Genomic DNA, 18,667 nt, shown 5'->3' with positions numbered 1-18,667 from the left:
GCCTGCGCTACGGTTGGAAGAAAGGGATCACTGCGCCTGCGGGCGCACCTGCACGTGCACTTCGGCCAGCTGCGCGTCGGCGATCGGCGACGGCGCGTCGGTCATCAGGTCCTGTGCGCCGGTGGTCTTGGGGAACGGGATCACGTCGCGGATCGACTCGGTGCCGGCCATCAGCGCGGCGATGCGGTCGATGCCGAAGGCGATGCCGCCGTGCGGCGGCGCGCCGTAGTTCAGCGCGTCCAGCAGGAAGCCGAACTTGGCGCGCGCTTCCTCGGCACCGATGCCGAGCAGCTCGAACACCGCGCTCTGCATGTCCGGGCGGTGGATACGGATGGAACCGCCGCCGATCTCGTTGCCGTTGAGCACCATGTCGTAGCCGCGCGACACCGCGGTCTTGGCATGGGTGCGCAGTTCGGCGATGTCGTCCACCGCCGGCGCGGTGAATGGGTGATGCAGGGCCACGTAGCGCTGCGCCTCCTCGTCCCATTCGAACATCGGGAAATCGGTGACCCACAGCGGCCGCCAGCCATCGGCGATGAGGTTGAAGTCCTTGCCGGCCTTCAGGCGCAGCGCGCCCATGAAGTCGGAGACCTTGCCGTAGGCGCCGGCGCCGAAGAACACGATGTCGCCGTTGCCGGCACCGACGTGGGCGAGCAGCGCGGCGAACGCGGCTTCGCCGAAGAACTTCTGGATCGGCGAGCTGATCTCGCCGCTGTCGGCGATCTTGACGTAGGCCAGGCCCTTGGCGCCGTACTTGGCGGCGTGCGCGGCGTACTCGTCGATCTGCTTGCGCGAGAGGCTGGCGCCGCCGGGAATGCGCAACGCGGCGACGCGGCCGTCGGGGTCGGCGGCCGCCGCAGTGAACACCGCGAAGTCGCTGTCCTTGACCAGGTCGGCGACATCGGTCAGTTCCAGGGCAATGCGCAGGTCCGGCTTGTCAGAGCCATAGCGGCGCATGGCCTCGGCCCAGGTCATGCGCGGGAATTCGGCGGCCAGCTCGACGTCGACCACCTCCTTGAAGATGGCGCGGACCATGGCTTCGACGAAGTCCTGCACGTCGCGCTCGCGGACGAAGGCGAACTCCATGTCGAGCTGGGTGAACTCGAGCTGGCGGTCGGCGCGCAGCGCCTCGTCGCGGAAGCAGCGCGCGATCTGGTAGTAGCGGTCGAAGCCGGCCACCATCAGGATCTGCTTGAACAGCTGCGGCGACTGCGGCAGCGCGTAGAACTCGCCCGGATGCATGCGCGCCGGCACCAGGAAGTCGCGCGCGCCTTCCGGGGTGGCCTTGGTCAGAATCGGCGTCTCGATGTCCTGGAAGCCACGCTCGTCCAGGTAGCGGCGCAGCGCCTGTACCAGCTTGATGCGGGTGCGCTGCATGCGCTGCATCTCCGGGCGGCGCAGATCCAGATACCGGTACTTCAGGCGGGTTTCCTCGCCCGGGTTCTCGTGCGCGTGGAACGGCAGCGGCGCGGCCTTGTTGAGCACGGTGATGGCGGTGGCGATCACCTCGACCTTGCCGCTGCGCAGCTTGTCGTTGACCGCATGCCGCGCGCGCACCACGCCCTCGACCTGCAGCACGTCCTCGTAGCCGAGGCTGGCGGCGACCTTGAACACCTCCGCGTTCTCCGGCTCCACCATCACCTGCACGATGCCTTCGTGGTCGCGCAGGTCGATGAAGCACACGCCGCCGAGGTTGCGGGCCACGTCGGTCCAGCCGGCCAGGGTGACGGTTTGGCCGATCAGGGTCTCGTCGACCAGGCCGCAGAAGTGGGTACGCATCGCTAGCTCCAAACAGGGGGCGCCCGGCGCAGAAGGCGCCGGCAAGCCCGGTATTCTGCGGCGGCGCGTCGGCCCGGGCAAATCGCGCATGACTCATCCTGGCTTAAGTTGGCCTGCGGCTATAGTCCGCGCACCATTCACGGGGAGGAGAGAACCCATGTTGAAGCACCTTGGTGGCTGGCTGGTGATCGCCGCGCTGGCCCTGGCCAGCGCCCCAGCCGCGGCCCAGAGCGCCCGTGCCTACGCGCCGCAGGACCTGCGGCAACTGTCGGTCCCCGGGCGGGTCCGGGTGATCGAGCGCGAGTACGCCGACCAGTCGCGCGGCCGGCAGATCCCCGACGACCAGCTCGAGTTCTACCTGGACCAGATCGACCGCGGCTGGGGCTTCGGCAACATCCAGCAGGACATCGCCACCTCGCTGCGCGGCAGCGGCGGCGGCTGGCGGCAGGAACCGGGCTTCGACGGCCGCACCGTCGCCTGCTCCAGCAACGACCGCCGTCGCCAGCAATGCGCCACGCCGTTTCGCGGGCCTGCGCGACTGGTCGGCACGCTGTCCGATTCGCCCTGCATCGAAGGCCGCACCTGGGGCTCGGCGCCCGGCGTGGTGTGGGTGGACCAGGGCTGCCGTGGTCGCTTCGTCGAAGGTCGCGGCAATTGGGGCGGCAACTGGGGCGACGGCGGCGGCAGTGGCGGCGTGGCCGGCACCGTCCGCTGCGAGAGCCAGGACCAGCGCCAGCGCATCTGCCCGACCGGCTGGCGCAACGCCATGCTGGTGCGGCAGCTGTCGGACACCCGCTGCATCGAGGGCCGCACCTGGGGCTCGCGCGACGGCGCGGTGTGGGTCGACGACGGTTGTCGCGGCGAGTTCGCCCAGGGCCGCGGCGGCGGTGGCTGGGGGCCGGGCCGGCCGCCGCTGGACAGCGGCTACACGGTGACCTGCAGCAGCGACGACAAGCGTCTGCGCACCTGCGCCTGGGACCGCCGCCAGGGCCGCCCGGAACTGATCGAACAGCTGTCCGGCACCACCTGCGCGGAAGGCCGCACCTGGGGCTACGAAGGCAATACGGTGTGGGTCAACGGCGGCTGCCGGGCACGCTTCGGGGCGCGCTGAGCCAAGGCAACGGGCCGCGCGGCGTGCTGCGTGGCCGGATCCATGGCGTGACAGGTCGACTTCGGGAGCGGCTCTTGCTCTTTTGGATCGACCGCGACCGGGCAAGGCTCGGTCGCGGCTGAAGCCACTCCTACGAGAGGCCGCGGGCTTGGCGCGGCCTGGCGGGACTCAGGTCGCCGCAGGCTTGGCCGCGGCAGGCGCGGCGGCAGGCGTGGCCGCCGCAGCGGGCTTGGCCGGCGCGTCGGACGTCGTCGCGGCGGCCGCGGGCTTGCTGTCCCCGCTGCTGGCCGTACTCCCCGACTCGGCCAGGTTGCGTTTCTTGTCGCCGTCCTTCTTGAAGTCGGTCTCGTACCAGCCGCTGCCGGACAGGCGGAACGCCGGCGCGGTGAGCTGGCGCTTGACCGCCGGGGCGGCGCAGGACGGACAGGTCTCGGGATCCGGATCGGACAGTTTCTGCAGGCGGTCGAAGCTGTGACCGCATGCGGCACATTGGAAAGCGTAGATCGGCATGGCGGCAAAAACGCGAGAGCAACGGAGGCGGCCAGTATGGGGGCCGCACGCTGGCTTTCAAGCGTCCCCGCTCATCACGCCGGCCCGGGCTGGGGCCGCGGCGCCGTTTCCGGCGCGCCGGCAGGCGGCGTCGGTGCGTCCGCCAACGGCGCCTCGGCCACCGGCTCGTCCGACGCCGTCGGTGCCTGCGCCGACGCGGGATCTGCCGCTGGAGCCGGCGCCGCCTCCAGCGGGCTGACATCGAACGGCATGCGCAGCAGCAGCGCCGGCAGCAGCGTGGTCAGGGCCGCGTACAGCAGCAGGGCGCCGAACAGCGCGTCGGCGATGGCGAAGCGGTCGCGCAGGATGCCGGCCAGCACCAGGGTGAAGATCAGCGTCGGCGACAGCGCCAGCGACACCCGCAGGCTGCTGCGCGCGCCTTCGCCGAACAGCACCCGCCGCTGCAGCCAGAGGATGCCGATGCGCAGCGGCAGCACGCAGGCGGTCAGGGCCAGGCCCAGGCCCAGTGCATGCAGGCTCAGCGCCCCGCTCGGCACCTTGGTGCCGGCGTTGAAGAAGTAGAACGGCACGAAGAACGAGGCGAACAGGCGCACCGCCTGCAGGTTCTCGTCGGAGGCCAGCAGCGGCATGCGCTGGCGCAGCAGCCGCGCCACCAGCCCGGCGATGAACGCACCGACCAGGTAGTACACGCCCAGCGAATAGGTGATGTAGGCGGCGATCAGGCCGACCATCACCAGCAGCGAGAACTCCGACCCCGGCGCCTGCGGCGCCACCCAGCGGCCCAGGGCCACGAACAGCAGCGGCAGGCCGACCAGCATCGCCAGCAGCGCCAGGCTGGACAGGCCCATCTGCCAGGGATCGCCGGCCTGCAGGATCACGAACAGCGCCGCCAGCGCCAGCAGTTCGCCGGCGATGGCCTTGCTGGTGACCCAGAAGCGCTCTTCTTCGTCCAGCCCAAGCCGCCCCAGCGACTCGATGATGAAACCGGTGGAGGGGGTCAGCAGGGCCAGCGCCAGCAATCCGGCCGCCTGCCACGACAGCCCGGCGTAGCGCCAGGCCAGCCAGCCGACGCCGAACAGGGTGCCGCCACGCACCACCAGGTGCAGCAGCAGCGGCCACAAGCCGCGGCGCAGCGCCTTCGGGTCCACTTCCAGGCCGGCGAACAGGAACAGCGAGGAGATGCCGAGCGTGGCCAGCAGGGTCACCACCGGGTCGTGCGCGCGCGGCCCCATCGCCAGCATCGCGATGATGCCGAACAGCAGGCAGGTCAGCGGCGCCGGCATCTTGAAGCGTTGCAGCGCGCGCGGGATCACCAGCAGGGCGAAGATCAGCAGCAGGTAGATCAGTTCGTGGCTCATCGGGCAGGAGATTCCGGTGGGACCCGCCGGCGGCGGCAGCGGCGATGATGCCGGGTCGGCCGTGTGCTGTGCCATCACGGAGCGCTGGCGTGCCAATCGCTCGCGCCGCGATGGCACAGGCCGCGTGCGATCCCAGACCCCCGCACTGCACAGGCCATGTCGCAGCAAACGCGACACGCCGCTGAAGACAGCCAACAGCGCCAACAGCGCGGCGTCGCAGCGCCCTCATGGTCGACCTGTCACCGGCGCCGTGGCAGTCTCGCGGCGGCGGCCGATCCCGGCCGCCGCCGCTTTGCGCTTCCCCGGACCCCCATGACCGACCAGACCCGCCGCCGGCTGCTCCGCGCCGGCCTCACCGCCAGCGCCGCCGCCCTGCTGCCGCCGAGCATCGCTCGCGCCGCCGCGATCGCCCCAGACGTGCGCAGCGGCACCCTCGACGACCTGCAGCACGTGGTGATCCTGATGCAGGAGAACCGCGCCTTCGATCATTACTTCGGCAGCCTTCCCGGCGTGCGCGGCTTCGGCGACCGTTTCCCGATCCCCGCCCCGCCGCTGCCCGACACCGCACCGCGCACGGTCTGGCTGCAGCCCAGTGCCGACGGCAGCCGCCAGCTCGCGCCGTTCCCGCTGCGCACTGCACGCGACTTCGCCACCATGCGCGTGCAGGGCACCCCGCATACCTGGCCGAACGCGCAGCAAGCCTGGGACCACGGCCGCATGGGCCAGTGGCCGGCAGCCAAGCGCGACCACGCGCTGGCCCACTACGAACGCGACGACCTGCCGTTCCAGTTCGCCCTCGCCGACGCCTTCACCATCTGCGACGCCTACCACTGCGCGATCCAGGCCGGCACCAATCCCAACCGCGTGTTCCTGTGGACCGGGCAGAACGATCCGCATGCGCGCGCCGGCGGCCCGGCGATCGCCAACTCGCACGACAACTTCCCGGAACTGGGCGGCGACCCGGACGACTACCGCTGGCCCAGCTACGTCGAAGCGCTGCAGCAGGCCGGCGTGTCGTGGCAGATCTACCAGGACATGGCCGACAACTTCACCGACAACCCGCTGGCCGGCTTCGCGCCGTTCCGCGCGGCCTGGCGTGGTGCACCCGGGCACGATCCGCAACTGCGCGCACGCGGCGTCTCCAGCCGCAGCCTGGCGCAGTTGCGCGAGGACGTGCTGGCCGCACGGCTACCGTCGGTGAGCTTCATCATCGCCGACGCCGCCGGCAGCGAGCATCCCGATCCGTCCAGCCCGGCGCAGGGCGCGGCCTACACCGCGCGCGTGCTCGATGCGCTGACCGCTGATCCCAAGGTGTGGGCACGCACCGCGCTGCTGCTGATGTTCGATGAGAACGACGGCTTCTTCGATCACGTGCCGCCACCGGCCCCGCCCTCGCCCGACCCGTCCGCGGCCGGCGGCTGGGCCGGCGCTTCCAGCGTCGCCACCGACGGCGAATACCACCTGCATCCTGCGCCGGGCGACGCCAAGGCCGATCCGCCGGAGCTGCGTGGGCGTCCCTACGGCCTCGGCCCGCGCGTACCGCTGTACGTGATCTCGCCGTGGAGCCGCGGCGGCTGGGTCGATTCGCAGGTCTACGACCACACCTCGGTGCTGCGCCTGCTGGAGCGCCGCTTCGGTGTCGCCGCCGCCGGCCTGACCCCGTGGCGCCGCGCGGTCTGCGGCGACCTGCTGAACGCCTTCGATTTCCGCCAGGCCGACACCCGTCCGTTCGTCGCCGACCTGCCGGACGTGCGCGAGGCGGCCGCGCGCGCCGCGGCGTTGCACGACCACGCAGTGCCACCGCTGCCGGCGCAGTTGCAGGCACCGCGTCAGGCGTTCGGCGTGCGCCGCGCACGTGCCTTGCCGTATCGGCCGACGGTGCAGTTGCAGCACGTGCCGGAGCGCGGCGAGGTGCAGTTGCGCATGGCCAACACCGGCGCAGCGGCGGTGCTGCACGTCTACGACCGCTACCTCCTGGAGTCGATCCCGCGCCGCTACACTGTGGGCGCCGGCGCGACCCTGGACGGCACCTGGACCACCTACGACGGCAGCTACGACCTGTGGCTGCTCGGCCCCAACGGCTTCCACCGCCACTACTGTGGCGACCTCAGCGCCCCGCTGCTGCAGGCCGAGATCGTCCAGGAGCCGACCGACGCGCAGGCGCTGTGCCTGGTCCTGCGCAATCCGGGTGCCGCGCCACTCAAGGTGTCCCTGGAACCGGCCGCCTACGCCCAGGCACAACCGCGCCAACGGGTGACGCTGGCGCCCGGCGCCGAGCAGCGCATTCGCTGGAATGCCAAGCCGAGCGGCGGCTGGTACGACCTGTGGCTGATCCAGGACAACGCCCGCCAGCGCCTGGCCGGCCGCGTGGAAACCGGCAAGCCCGGCATCAGCGATCCGGCCATGGGCGGGGCGGCGCGGCTGTATCAGGAGCCCGCCGGAGGCGGGCGGGATTCGGGAATCGGGATTGGGGATTCGTGACAACGTCCGGGATTTGGGATTGGGGATTCGTGAAAGCGCAATCCGCGCACTGACACGCTCTTGCCAATCCCGAATCCCGAATCCCTAATCCCGGCCCTCAAGCACCCCGATCGTCCGCAGCCAGGTCTCCACCAGCTGCGGCCACTGTGCGATCGGCAGGTGCTTCGCGCGCAGGCCGAAGGCGTGGCCGCCCTGGGCATAGATGTGCATTTCCGTCGGCACGTCGGCATGGTTGAGTGCGACGTAGTACGCCAGCACCTGCGAGATGCCGTCGACATAGTCGTCCTGCGCCTGCAGCAGGAAGGTCGGCGGGGTGTCGGCGACGACGCGGATGTCCGGACGCAACGCCAGATCGGTGGGATTGCGGGTGTCGGCGTCCTCGTCCTCGTGCACCCACAGATGGCCGGGATACACGGCGATGGCGAAATCCGGGCGGCAGCTCACGCGATCGGCGGCATCCACCAGCGGATAGGTGCGCTTGGCGAAATGCGTACTGGTCGCGGCGACCAGGTGGCCGCCGGCGGAAAAGCCCATCACCCCGATCTTGTGCGGGTCCACGCCCCAGGTGGCGGCCTGCTGGCGCACCAGGCCCAGCGTGCGCTGCGCGTCCTGCAGCGCGGTCTGCACCTTGGGGTAGTAGCGCCGGTCGTTGACCCAGGTCGGCCCGGAGTTCGGCACGCGGTATTTCAACAGCACGCAGGTGATGCCGCGCGAGACCAGCCAGTCGCAGATCTCCGTGCCCTCCAGGTCCATCGCCAGCATCTGGTAGCCGCCGCCGGGAAACACCACCACCGCGGCGCCGGTGTTGTGGCCCTGCGCCGGGTACACCGTCATGGTCGGCCGGCTGACGTTGTCGATCCTGGCCCCGGGCCCAGCCGTTTCCGGCTTCGGATGCGGCAGCGCATCCGGCACCGCGCCAGGCCAGATCGGCACCTGCACGTGACCCGGCGTGGGTTCCCAGACCCGCGCCTGCGCGGCGTGGGCAGACAGACCGAGGGCGATGGCCAACGAACAGCACACGAATCGACGCATGGGACGCTCCGAACAGGGTTGGGAATGAAAGGGACCGCACGATCAGTGAGCACGGCCGCGATGGCCGTGGCCGTTGGTACAACGCGGGCAATCGCGCGCGGCATCGACACGTGGCGTCGCCGATGATTGCGAGCAGCGTCTCGTACGCTTGGCTCCGGCTCCCGCTCGTGGGATCAGCCGCGACTGACCTTCGCGATAAAACCTGTCGCAGCCGAAGCCGCGCCTACGGGAGATCGACCTGCATCCGGCGCGACAGCGCGCAACGCGCCTAGCCAGTACGCAGCGTCTGCGCAGGCAGCGAGGCAACGACCGCCTGCGCCACCGCTTTCAGCGTCGCATCGCGCGCGGCGCTGTCGACCGTGGCGCCGTTGAGATATGCGGTGAGCAGCAGCGGCGTGGGCCGTCCCGGCGCCCAGACGATGGCGATGTCGTTGCGGGTATCGGTGCCGTTGCTGCCGGTCTTGTCGCCGATCCGCCAGCCCGCCGGCAAGCCGGCGCGCAGGCAGTCGTTGCCGGTACGGTTGTCGCGCATCCAAGCAATCAGGCGCTGCCGCGACACCGGCTGCAGCACCTCGCCGAGCAACAAGGCACGCATCGTCGCCGCCATCGCGGCCGGCGTGGTGGTGTCGCACGGATCGCCGGCGACGAACTCGTTCATGCCCGGCTCGTTGCGGTCCAGTTGGGTCTGCGTATCGCCCAGCGCACGCAGGAAGCGGGTCACGCCGGGCGGGTCGCCGACCAGCGGCAGCAGCAGGTTGGCCGCGGTGTTGTCGCTGTAGATCATCGACGCGCGGCACAGTTCGACCACGCTGAGCGTGCCGCCGACATGACGCTCGGACACCGGCGCATTCGCCAGCAGATCCGCCTTGCGCACCGGCACGCGCCGCTCCAGGGCCAGTTCACCGCGGTCGACCCGCTGCAGCACCGCCCCTGCCAATAGAAATTTGAAGGTACTGCACAGCGGGAAGCGCTCGTTCTGGCGCTGTCCGCCGAGCGTTGCGCCGCCACCGTCGAGCAGGCTGACGCCGAGCCGGCCGCCACTGCGACGCTCGATCTCGGCCAGTCGCCGCGGTAGCGTCGGCGTCGGGTTTTTCGCGTTTTTTGCCTGTGCACCAGCCACGACCAGCAGGCTCGCGCCCATTCCCACGCCCTGCAGGAACCGTCGTCTCGTCAGCATCGTCCACCTCCGTCGGGAGCCAGGATGATGGCCGCATTGGCCCACCCCCACCAGCGAGGTTATTCAATCGCACCCATGAGCCGAATTGATACCTGGCGATGATCCGTCCGCATCTGCCGTTGAACGCCCTGCGTGCCTTCGAGGCCGCGGCGCGGCACCAGAACCTGACCCGTGCCGCCGCCGAGCTGTGCGTGACCCAGGCCGCGCTCAGCCATCAGATCAAACAATTGGAGGCGCGCCTGGGCGTGGTGCTGTTCCAGCGCCTGCCGCGCGGCGTGGCCCTGACCGACGAAGGCCTGCGCCTGCATCCGGTGCTGACCGAGGCCTTCGACCGCATCGCCGGGACGCTGCAGCGCTTCGCCGGCGGCCGCTATCGCGAGACGCTGAGCGTGGGCGTGGTCGGCACCTTCGCGGTGGGCTGGCTGCTGCCGCGGCTGGACGCCTTCCACGCCGCACACCCGGATATCGAACTGCGCGTGTACACCCACAACAACCGCGTCGACCTGGCCGGCGAAGGCCTGGACCTGGCGATCCGTTTCGGGGATGGCGACTGGCAGGGCCAGCACGCCACGTCGATCCTGGGCGCGCCGTTCGCGCCGGTGTGCGCGCCGGCACTGGCGCCGCTGCTGCGCACGCCCGCCGACCTCACCAGGACCACCCTGCTGCGTTCCTATCGGCTGGACGAATGGCCGCGCTGGCTGCAGGCCGCCGGCGCGCCCGAGGTGCAGGCCGGCGGCCCGATCTGCGATGCCTCGCTGACCCTGGCCAGCATCGCCGCGGCCGGCCACGGCGTGGCCTTGCTGCCGCTGCGGCTGTTCGCCCAGGACCTGGATGCCGGGCGGTTGGTCTGTCCGTTCAGCACCCGCATCGACCTGGGCCGCTACTGGCTGACCCGGCTGCGCTCGCGCGCGGAGAGCGACGCCGCCCGGCGCTTGCGCGAGTGGTTGCTGGCCGAGCAGGCCGCACCGGCCGACTGAGCGACACCGCTGCCGCCGCATTGGGCGCCGGGAGGGCTTGGGCACACGCCGGCACGCACCTTGCTTCGCCTACCAGCAAGGCCTGACAGTAATGTGAAGAATTTGTGCACTGCCGCTTGGCGGCCGGGCAGGCCCGAAATATGATCCTGGTCGCAGTCGCACTGTGCGCCGGGGATGGCGCTGACCGTTTCGGGGAAACATGCTGATGAACCGTGCTGTCCTGACCGCCCGTCCGGGCCTGGTCTCGCGTGACGTCGTGCTGGCAGCCGTCCTGGGCTGCCTGTGTGTGCTGCATCTGGCCTACTTCCTGCGCGGCGGCGCCAGCGAATGGCATTGGGCGCTCAGCGCCGCTGGCCTGGCGCTGATGGCGCTGAAGGCCAGCCTGCGGCCGACGCCGACCGCCCGCCCCTCGCTGCAGAGCCTGCGCTCGCGCACGCCGCTGGACTGGGCGGCGATCGCCGGCGGTCTGCTGGTCGTGGCCAGCGCCGCCGCCTGAGCGGCACGGGCCGGCGCCGCGCGCGTCGGCGGATGCGTCGTCCTCATCCTGCACGGCATGTCCGGCGCGCACGATTGCGTCGGGCACGGCCTGCCACTGTCGCCAGAAGCGTCCTCGTGGGGCAAGCGCGCGCGCAGCCCTGGGCGCTGGCGCAGGTGATGCAGGTGGGACTTGCCGTTGGCTGAGGCGATGCGGCGTCGGGGCTGAAGCCGCTCCCACACCGGGTACGCCGGCTCACGTTCCGGCTTGGCCTGGAGCGGCGTGAAGAAGCGATTGAAGCCCTCTCCCACCGGGAGAGGGGTTGGGGTGAGGGTACGCCGGCACGCACGGCCGGCCACTACGACTCCCCAGGCACCCGCACCTCATCCGCCCCTTTGGGGCACCTTCCCCCGAAAAGGGGGCCATGGTCCCGCAGGGAGAAGGAACCGTCAGCTCGACGTGGATCGTCCGTGCTCGCCGGCGCACACCGGCAATGGCGAGATCCACCGCGGCTCAGGCGCCGTCGATCAACTCCATCCACGCCTGCTCGGCCTGGGCCAGGTCGCGCGCGGCGGCCTCGCGCTCGCGGCCCAGCACCGCCATCTTCTCCGCATCGGCGTAGTGCTTGGGATCGGCGAGCTGGCGGTCGAGTTCGGCCAGCGCCGCTTCCAGCTCGCCCACGCGCTTCTCCGCGGCGGCCAGCTTGTGCGGGTTGGGCGGCTTCTTCACCGGCAGCGGCTTGACCGGCGGCGGCGGGGTCGGCGCGGCCTCGGCCAGTTTCTGCTTGGTGCCCTGCGCGGCCGGGCGGGTGCGCAGCCACGCGGCATAGGCGTCGAGGTCGCCGTCGAACGGCTCGACCACGCCGTCGGCCACGCGCCAGAAGGTGTCGCAGACCAGGCCGATCAGGTGCCGGTCGTGCGAGACCATCACGATCGCGCCCTCGAAATCGCTCAGCGCCTCGGCCAGCGCCTCGCGCATCTCCAGGTCGAGGTGGTTGGTCGGTTCGTCGAGCAGCAGCACGTTGGGCTGTTGCCAGGCGATCAACGCCAGCGCCAGGCGCGCGCGCTCGCCACCGGAGAACCCGTCGACCGGCTCGAACGCCCGGTCGCCGGGGAAATTCCACTTGCCGAGGAAATCGCGGAACGCCTGGTTGCTGGCGTCCTTGTCGATCTCGCGCATGTGGTCCATCGGCGACTGGCCTTCGTGCAGCGACTCCACCGTGTGCTGGGCGAAGTAGCCAATACGCAGGTCCGGATGCGCCATGCGCTCGCCGGCGATCGGCGGCAGCTCGCCGACCAGGGTCTTGACCAGGGTGGTCTTGCCGGCGCCGTTGGGGCCGAGCAGGCCGATGCGCTGACCGGCCTCCAGGCCGAAACCGACGTTGTGCAGGATCACCGCGTCGGCGCCGTAACCGGCCTCGGCGTGATTGAGGCGGATCAGCGAGAACGGCAGCTTGGCCGGCGGCGCCAGTTCGATGCGGAACTCGCGCTCGGCGCGCACCGCCTCGGTGCCGGCCAGCTTTTCCAGGCGCTTCATCCGGCTTTGCGCCTGCGCCGCCTTGGAGGCCTTGGCCTTGAAGCGGTCGATGAAGCTCTGCAGGTGGGCGCGCTCGGCCTGTTCCTTCTCGTGCGCGATCTGCTGCTGGCGCAACTGCTCGGCGCGCTGGCGCTCGAAATCGGTGTAGCCGCCGGTGTACAGCTTGGCGCCGCCGTTGTGCAGATGCAGGGTGTGGGTGGCGACGTTGTCGAGGAACTCGCGGTCGTGCGAGATCACCAGCAACGTGCCCGGATACTTCAGCAGCCACTGCTCCAGCCAGTACACCGCATCCAGGTCGAGGTGGTTGGTCGGTTCGTCGAGCAGCAGCAGGTCGCTGGGCATCATCAGCGCGCGCGCCAGGTTCAGGCGCACGCGCCAGCCGCCGGAGAACGAGGACACCGCGCGGTGATGGGTCTCGGCCGGGAAGCCGAGGCCGTGCAGCAGCTTGCCGGCACGCGCATCGGCGTCGTAGGCGCCCATCTCGGCCATCTTGGTGTGGGCGGCGGCCACCGCTTCCCAGTCCTCGCGCGCGGTCGCCTCGGCCTCTTCGGCCAGCACCGCGGCCACCGCGGTGTCGCCGCCGAGCACGAAGCTCAGCGCCGGGTCCGGCAGCGACGGGGTTTCCTGGGCGACGCTGGCGATGCGCACCTTGCCGGGCAGGTCGACGTCGCCCTTGTCGGCCTCCAGTTCGCCCTTCACCGCCGCGAACAGGCTGGACTTGCCGGCCCCGTTGCGGCCGACCACACCCACCCGGTAACCGGCATGCAGGGTGAGGTCGACATTGGACAGCAACAGCCGCTCGCCGCGGCGCAAGGCGAAATTACGTAGGGAAATCAAGGCAGGGCACTCGGCTAGCGAGGCGGAAGTGTAGCCGCTTCGCCCGTCCCGGCCCACCCGGGGCGGCGACGCGGCGCGGTCCGAGGCGGCGCGCGGGCCGCCGCGAAAACCCGACCCAGGTCCGTTTTTGTATACGCGCCCATGTGAAAAACGGATTTCAATTCGATGGCAAACGCTGCACCGCAGCATCCACCCCGCCCCACCGGAAATCGCCAGACCCGCGCCAATCCCCCAGCCAGGAGTCTCCGCCCGATGACGCAACGCCGCCTCCCCCTCGTCCGTGCCGTCCTGCTCGTGCTCGCCTCCGGCAACAGCCTCGCCCAGTCCCAGCAGGCGCCGACCACGCTGGACAACATCATCGTCACCGGCACCCGCATCGCCGACCGCACGGTGGCCGAATCGCAATCGCCGATCGACATCATCGCGCCCGAGGCGCTGCAGGCCACCGGCGCCAGCGACCTCGCCAGCGCGCTCGGCAAGCTGCTGCCGTCGCTGAACTTCCCGCGCCCGGCGATCAACGACGGCAACGACGCATTGCGCCCGGCGACCCTGCGCGGCCTGTCGCCGGATGCGGTGCTGGTGCTGCTGGACGGCAAGCGCTACCACACCACCTCGCTGGTCAACTACAACCCGTCGGTCGGGCGCGGCTCGGCGCCGGCCGACCTCAACTCGATCCCGATGTCGGCGATCGCGCGCATCGAGGTGCTGCGCGACGGCGCGTCGGCGCAATACGGTTCCGACGCCATCGCCGGCGTCATCAACATCGTGCTCAAGCACGGCGCCAAGGCCGGCAGCAACAGCGTCGCGGTCAACGGCGGCATCATGGACAAGGGCGACGGCGCGCAGAACGGCATCGACGGCTCCTACGGCCTGCCCTTCGGCGGCGCGCCGGGCGGCGAGGCGCCGGGCTGGGTGCGGGTGTCTTGGAACTACCAGAACGCGATGAACACCAACCGCGCCGAGAACACCGACAAGGCCACTACCCTCGCCGGCGCACCCAACCCCAGCGGGGTGCCCTACGAGCGCTACGGCGACCCGGCGCTGAAGACCTATCAGGGACTGGTCAATTTCGGCTACGCGCTCACCCCGCACGTCGACCTGTACGGCTACGCCAACGTCAGCCGCCGCGAGGTGCTGTCCAACGGCTACTACCGCGCCTGGGACAACAGCGACCGCAACGTGCCGGCGGTCTACCCCAACGGCTTCCTGCCGCAGATCTACAACCCGTCCAACGACCGCGCCGCGGTGCTCGGCGTCAAGGGCAGCACCGACAGCGGCTGGACCTGGGACGTCTCCGCCGACTACGGCAAGAACGACGTCACCTTCGACCTGCGCAACACCATCAACACCAACCTGTACTGGAGCACCGGCGCCTCGCCGACGCGCTTCAACGCCGGCGGCTTCCGCAACGAGCAGAACGCGCTCAACGCCGATTTCAGCAAGTCCCTGGACTGGGGCCTGGCCTACCCGGTCAACCTCGCCTTCGGCGCCGAGTACCGGCAGGACAAGTACGCCGTGGTGGCCGGCTCGCCCACCTCGATCTACTTCGATCCGAACGCCATCAACCCGGACACCGGCGCACCGTATCCGGGCGGTTCGCAAGTGTTCCCCGGCCTGTCGCCGACCGTGGCGGGGCAGTTCCAGCGCCACAGCAAGGCGGTGTACGCGGACCTGGAAGCGGACCTGAGCGAGCGCCTGTCCGGCGGCGTGGCCGCACGCTACGAGGACTACAGCGATGCCGGCACCACCCGCTCGGGTAAGCTGTCGGCGCGCTACCAGCTCAACGACGCCTTCGCCGTGCGCGGCACGATTTCCAACGGCTTCCGCGCGCCCTCGCTGGCGCAACAGAACTACGCCTCGGTGGTGACCCTGCCGGTGGACGGCGTGCTCAGCCAGATCGGCACCTACCGCACCTCCGATCCGGTGGCGATCGCGCTCGGCGCCAAGCCGCTGTCGCCGGAGAAATCCACCAACTACAGCATCGGCGCGGTCTGGCAGCCCGGCGGCGGCTTCAATTCCACCCTGGACCTGTACCAGATCCGCATCTGGGACCAGATCCTGTATTCGGACCAGATCTCGCTGGCCGTGCCGATCGGCCAGGTCAGCGCCGCGCAGTTCTTCGTCAACGGCGCCACCACCCGCACCCGCGGCGTGGACTGGGTGAGCAACTACCTGCTCGACCTCGACCGCGCCGGCACGCTCAACCTGAACTTCAGCGCCAACTACAACAAGATCGAGATCCTGGAGATCTCCGATCCGAACTTCGGTCGCGCCAGCCAGGGCCTGCTGACCGACGCGACGCCGCGCACCAAGTACGTGCTCAGCGGCGACTGGAGCCTGGCCGGCTGGACCCTGCATGGCGACGCCACCCGCTATGGCGCCATCACCCGCCGCGGCGACGACGCCGACGGCAGCCAGGACCAGGGCTTCGCCGCGCGCTGGCTGCTCAACCTGTCCACCAGCTACGCCTGGCACGACCTGACCTTCACCGTCGGCGCCGACAACGTCACCAACCAGTACCCGACCCGGACCGCGCTGAACAACATCTACGACGACCGCCCCAACGGCCTGCAGTACTCGCCGCTGTCGCCGTTCGGCTTCAACGGGCGCTACTGGTACGGGCGGGTGAGCTACCGCTTCTGAGCGACCCTGGCGGGCGTCGCCGCGATGGCGACGACGTCCGCCACGCGCGACTCGCGCAGACGACAGGCCTATGCCGCCGCTGTCCCGGTGGGCGCGGACGCTACCAGGACATTGTGCGTGCCTCCCCATTGCGGACGGCGGCGCGCGGCGTTTTGCCGCCCCTTAGAACGCAATGGAATAAGAACATGCGCTTGCATCCTGCGACGCAGCACGCATGTTAAAAAATAATTAGACATCCCTGAGGACGCGGCCTGCCGGCCCTGCCGGTCGCCGCACGCCCCGCCTGCCGTTTCGGCACCTGCTGGAGTTTTTATGAACCGTCCGTTGTCGCTGCTGGCGAGCGCCGTGCTCGCCGCCCTCGCCGCCCCCTCCTTCGCCCAGACCGCGTCCGACGCGCCGAGCACGCCCAGCACATTGGATACGGTCATCGTCACCGGCACCCGCGTCAGCGACCGCACCGTCGCCGAGTCGCAATCGCCGATCGACATCATCACCCCAGAGGCACTGCAGGCCACCGGCACCTCGGAACTGGCCACCGCGCTGTCGCGCGCCCTGCCCTCGCTGAACTTCCCGCGCCCGGCGCTGACCGACGGCACCAGCGGCATCCGCCCGGCGCAGTTGCGCGGGCTCTCGCCCGACCAGGTGCTGGTGCTGGTCAACGGAAAGCGCCGCCACACCTCGGCGATGATCAACGTCAACGGCACCATCGGCCGCGGCGCCTCGGCGGTGGATCTCAACGCGATCCCGATCGCCGCGATCGAGCGGGTGGAAGTGCTGCGCGACGGCGCCTCGGCGCAGTACGGCTCCGACGCCATCGCCGGCGTGGTCAACATCGTGCTCAAGGGCGCCGGCGAAGGCGGCAGCCTGGCCGTGGAGCACGGCAAGTACTCGGCCGGCGACGGCGCCAAGTCGCAGCTCTCCGGCGACGCCGGGGTCGGCTTCGGCGACGGCCGCGGCAGCCTGCACGTGGCCGGGCAGATCAGCCAGCAGGACGCCACCAACCGCGCCGGTCCCTACCAGGGCACCGCGCCGAACACCGGCAACTATCCCGGCATCGGCCAGACCACCTTCGTCTACGGCGACCCCAAGGTCGACGCCACCGCGGTCTCGGCCAACGGCGAGTTCCGCTTCAGCGACAACCTCACCGGCTACGCGACCGCGATCGCCAGCAACCGCGACATCACCTCGTTCGCGTTCTACCGCTCGCGCAACCACAACGGCCAGACCGCGCTGCTGGCGCAGGTCTATCCCGACGGCTACGTGCCGCAGATCGAGCAGTACTCCAAGGACCGCTCGCTGGTCGCCGGCCTGAAGGGCAGCACCGCCGGCGGCTTCGCCTGGGACGTCAGCTACAACTACGGCTACAACAAGGTCGACTTCCACACCGCCAACAGCATCAACTACAGCCTCGGCGTGGACAGCCCGCGGCGCTTCTACGACGGCGCACTGGAGTACACCCAGAACGCGGTCAACGCCGACTTCACCCAGCCGCTGGAATGGGGCCTGGCCTATCCGGTGACGCTGTCCTTCGGCGCCGAGTACCGCCAGGAGAAGTGGAACCAGTCGCCCGGCGAGCCGGCCTCGTACACCGGCACCACCGGCGGCGCGCAGGGGTTCGCCGGCTTCGCGCCGCTCAACGCGGTGCATTCGGACCGCCACAACTACGCGGTGTACGCGGGGCTGGAAGCCGACCTCACCGACAAGTTCTCCGCCGGCCTCACCGGCCGCTACGAGGACTACTCGGATTTCGGCAGCAAGACCTCCGGCAAGCTGTCGGCGCGCTACGCGTTCTCCGACAAGGTGGCGCTGCGCGGCACCGTCGCCAGCGGCTTCCGCGCGCCGTCGCTGGCGCAGCAGCAGTACCAGGCGGTGACCAGCAGCTACATCAACGGCAGCTTCTTCGAATCCGGCACCTTCCCGGTGAACAGCGCCGTGGCCCAGGCGCTGGGTGCCGCGCCGCTGAAGGCCGAGACCTCGCTGTCCTACAGCCTGGGCCTGGTGCTGCAGCCGGTCGAGCGCCTGTACCTGACCGTGGACGCGTACCAGATCGAGATCGACGACCGCATCCTGCTGTCGTCCAACCTCAACGATGCGGCGGTGCTGGGCAAACTGCGCCAGCTCGGCTACAGCAACGTCACCAGCGTGCGCTACTTCAGCAACGCCGCCGACACCCGCACCCGCGGCGTCGACGTGGTCGGCACCTACAGCATCCCGCTGGCGGCCAGCACGCTGGACCTCACCGCCAGCTACGGCTACAGCAAGACCGACATCACCCATGCGGTGACCCAGCCGCAGGCGCTGGCCGCGATCGGCTCGACCCAGACCACGCTGGGCCGCGACGAGATCGGCCGCCTGGAGGACAGCTACCCGAAGGACAAGCTGATCCTCAGCGGCACCTGGAAGCTGCCGAAGTGGGACCTGAGCCTGGCCGCCACCCGCTACGGCGAGTTCACCGTGCGCAATTCGGCCACCGCCGCCCGCGACCAGACCTACGGCGCGGACTGGGTGGTCGACGCCTCGGCCAGCTTCAAGCCGAGCACGAACTGGACGCTGACGCTGGGCGCGGACAACGTGTTCGATCAGTACCCGGACAAGACCGCCAACCTGATCAACTCCACCTACGGCATGCTCCCGTACAGCAACTACTCGCCGTACGGTTTCAACGGCGCCTACGTGTACGGGCGGATCAATTACCGCTGGTGATCGCACGCGCGGGCATCGATTGCGCCTGCGTTGAACGGCATGACGACG

Annotated in this window: 12 protein-coding genes; 6 read left to right on the top strand and 6 right to left on the bottom strand. The window is 70.2% G+C overall.

Annotated elements, in window-relative coordinates:
* Positions 1 to 27 precede the first annotated feature (27 nt).
* Positions 28 to 1,779, bottom strand: a complete 1,752-nt coding sequence (gene aspS, locus RAB70_RS09380; RefSeq protein ID WP_148828959.1) for an aspartate--tRNA ligase — start codon at positions 1,777 to 1,779, stop codon at positions 28 to 30.
* A gap of 157 nt (positions 1,780 to 1,936) precedes the next feature.
* On the opposite strand from aspS, the gene RAB70_RS09375 reads away from it, so the two are divergent.
* On the top strand, positions 1,937 to 2,890 hold the full coding sequence (locus RAB70_RS09375; RefSeq protein ID WP_148828960.1) for a DUF3011 domain-containing protein: 954 nt from the start codon (positions 1,937 to 1,939) through the stop codon (positions 2,888 to 2,890).
* A 168-nt stretch (positions 2,891 to 3,058) separates the two neighbouring features.
* On the opposite strand, the gene RAB70_RS09370 is transcribed toward RAB70_RS09375, so the two are convergent.
* Both RAB70_RS09370 and RAB70_RS09365 read right to left on the bottom strand, forming a co-directional pair.
* A complete protein-coding gene (locus RAB70_RS09370) occupies positions 3,059 to 3,400 on the bottom strand; it encodes an FmdB family zinc ribbon protein (RefSeq protein WP_148828961.1) in 342 nt (113 codons plus the stop codon).
* Positions 3,401 to 3,474: 74 nt separating this feature from the next.
* A complete protein-coding gene (locus RAB70_RS09365; protein ID WP_148828962.1) occupies positions 3,475 to 4,758 on the bottom strand; it encodes a cation:proton antiporter in 1,284 nt (427 codons plus the stop codon).
* A 312-nt stretch (positions 4,759 to 5,070) separates the two neighbouring features.
* Here RAB70_RS09365 and RAB70_RS09360 point away from each other — a divergent pair, with 312 nt between their 5' ends.
* Positions 5,071 to 7,239, top strand: coding sequence for a phosphocholine-specific phospholipase C (locus tag RAB70_RS09360; RefSeq protein ID WP_148828963.1), 2,169 nt, complete (start codon positions 5,071 to 5,073; stop codon positions 7,237 to 7,239).
* A gap of 84 nt (positions 7,240 to 7,323) precedes the next feature.
* Here the strand turns inward: RAB70_RS09360 and RAB70_RS09355 are convergent, their stop codons facing one another.
* Positions 7,324 to 8,247 carry an alpha/beta hydrolase gene (locus tag RAB70_RS09355; RefSeq protein WP_148828970.1) on the bottom strand — a complete coding sequence of 308 codons (924 nt, stop codon included), beginning with the start codon at positions 8,245 to 8,247 and terminating at the stop codon, positions 7,324 to 7,326.
* Positions 8,248 to 8,539: 292 nt separating this feature from the next.
* The gene (gene bla / locus RAB70_RS09350) at positions 8,540 to 9,448 is read right to left on the bottom strand and encodes a class A beta-lactamase (protein ID WP_148828964.1); all 909 of its coding nucleotides are present in this window, start codon (positions 9,446 to 9,448) and stop codon (positions 8,540 to 8,542) included.
* 98 nt (positions 9,449 to 9,546) lie between these two features.
* On the opposite strand from bla, the gene RAB70_RS09345 reads away from it, so the two are divergent.
* Both RAB70_RS09345 and RAB70_RS09340 read left to right on the top strand, forming a co-directional pair.
* Positions 9,547 to 10,425 (top strand): LysR substrate-binding domain-containing protein, encoded by an 879-nt coding sequence (locus RAB70_RS09345; RefSeq protein ID WP_148828965.1) that lies wholly within the window; start codon positions 9,547 to 9,549, stop codon positions 10,423 to 10,425.
* A 205-nt stretch (positions 10,426 to 10,630) separates the two neighbouring features.
* Positions 10,631 to 10,921, top strand: a complete 291-nt coding sequence (locus RAB70_RS09340) for a hypothetical protein (RefSeq protein WP_039727065.1) — start codon at positions 10,631 to 10,633, stop codon at positions 10,919 to 10,921.
* A 492-nt stretch (positions 10,922 to 11,413) separates the two neighbouring features.
* Here RAB70_RS09340 and RAB70_RS09335 read toward each other — a convergent pair whose 3' ends face one another.
* A complete protein-coding gene (locus RAB70_RS09335) occupies positions 11,414 to 13,273 on the bottom strand; it encodes an ABC-F family ATP-binding cassette domain-containing protein (RefSeq protein ID WP_148828966.1) in 1,860 nt (619 codons plus the stop codon).
* Positions 13,274 to 13,525: 252 nt separating this feature from the next.
* On the opposite strand from RAB70_RS09335, the gene RAB70_RS09330 reads away from it, so the two are divergent.
* Together RAB70_RS09330 and RAB70_RS09325 are read left to right on the top strand one after the other, a co-directional pair.
* Positions 13,526 to 15,916 (top strand): TonB-dependent siderophore receptor, encoded by a 2,391-nt coding sequence (locus tag RAB70_RS09330; RefSeq protein WP_148828967.1) that lies wholly within the window; start codon positions 13,526 to 13,528, stop codon positions 15,914 to 15,916.
* A gap of 312 nt (positions 15,917 to 16,228) precedes the next feature.
* Positions 16,229 to 18,619 (top strand): TonB-dependent siderophore receptor, encoded by a 2,391-nt coding sequence (locus tag RAB70_RS09325; protein ID WP_148830317.1) that lies wholly within the window; start codon positions 16,229 to 16,231, stop codon positions 18,617 to 18,619.
* Positions 18,620 to 18,667: the final 48 nt, after the last annotated feature.

This window comes from Xanthomonas sontii, assembly GCF_040529055.1.
In the GTDB taxonomy this organism is placed as follows: domain Bacteria; phylum Pseudomonadota; class Gammaproteobacteria; order Xanthomonadales; family Xanthomonadaceae; genus Xanthomonas_A; species Xanthomonas_A sontii.
The sequence above is the reverse complement of the archived record's forward strand: the minus strand, read 5'-3'. Positions and strand labels throughout refer to the sequence as shown.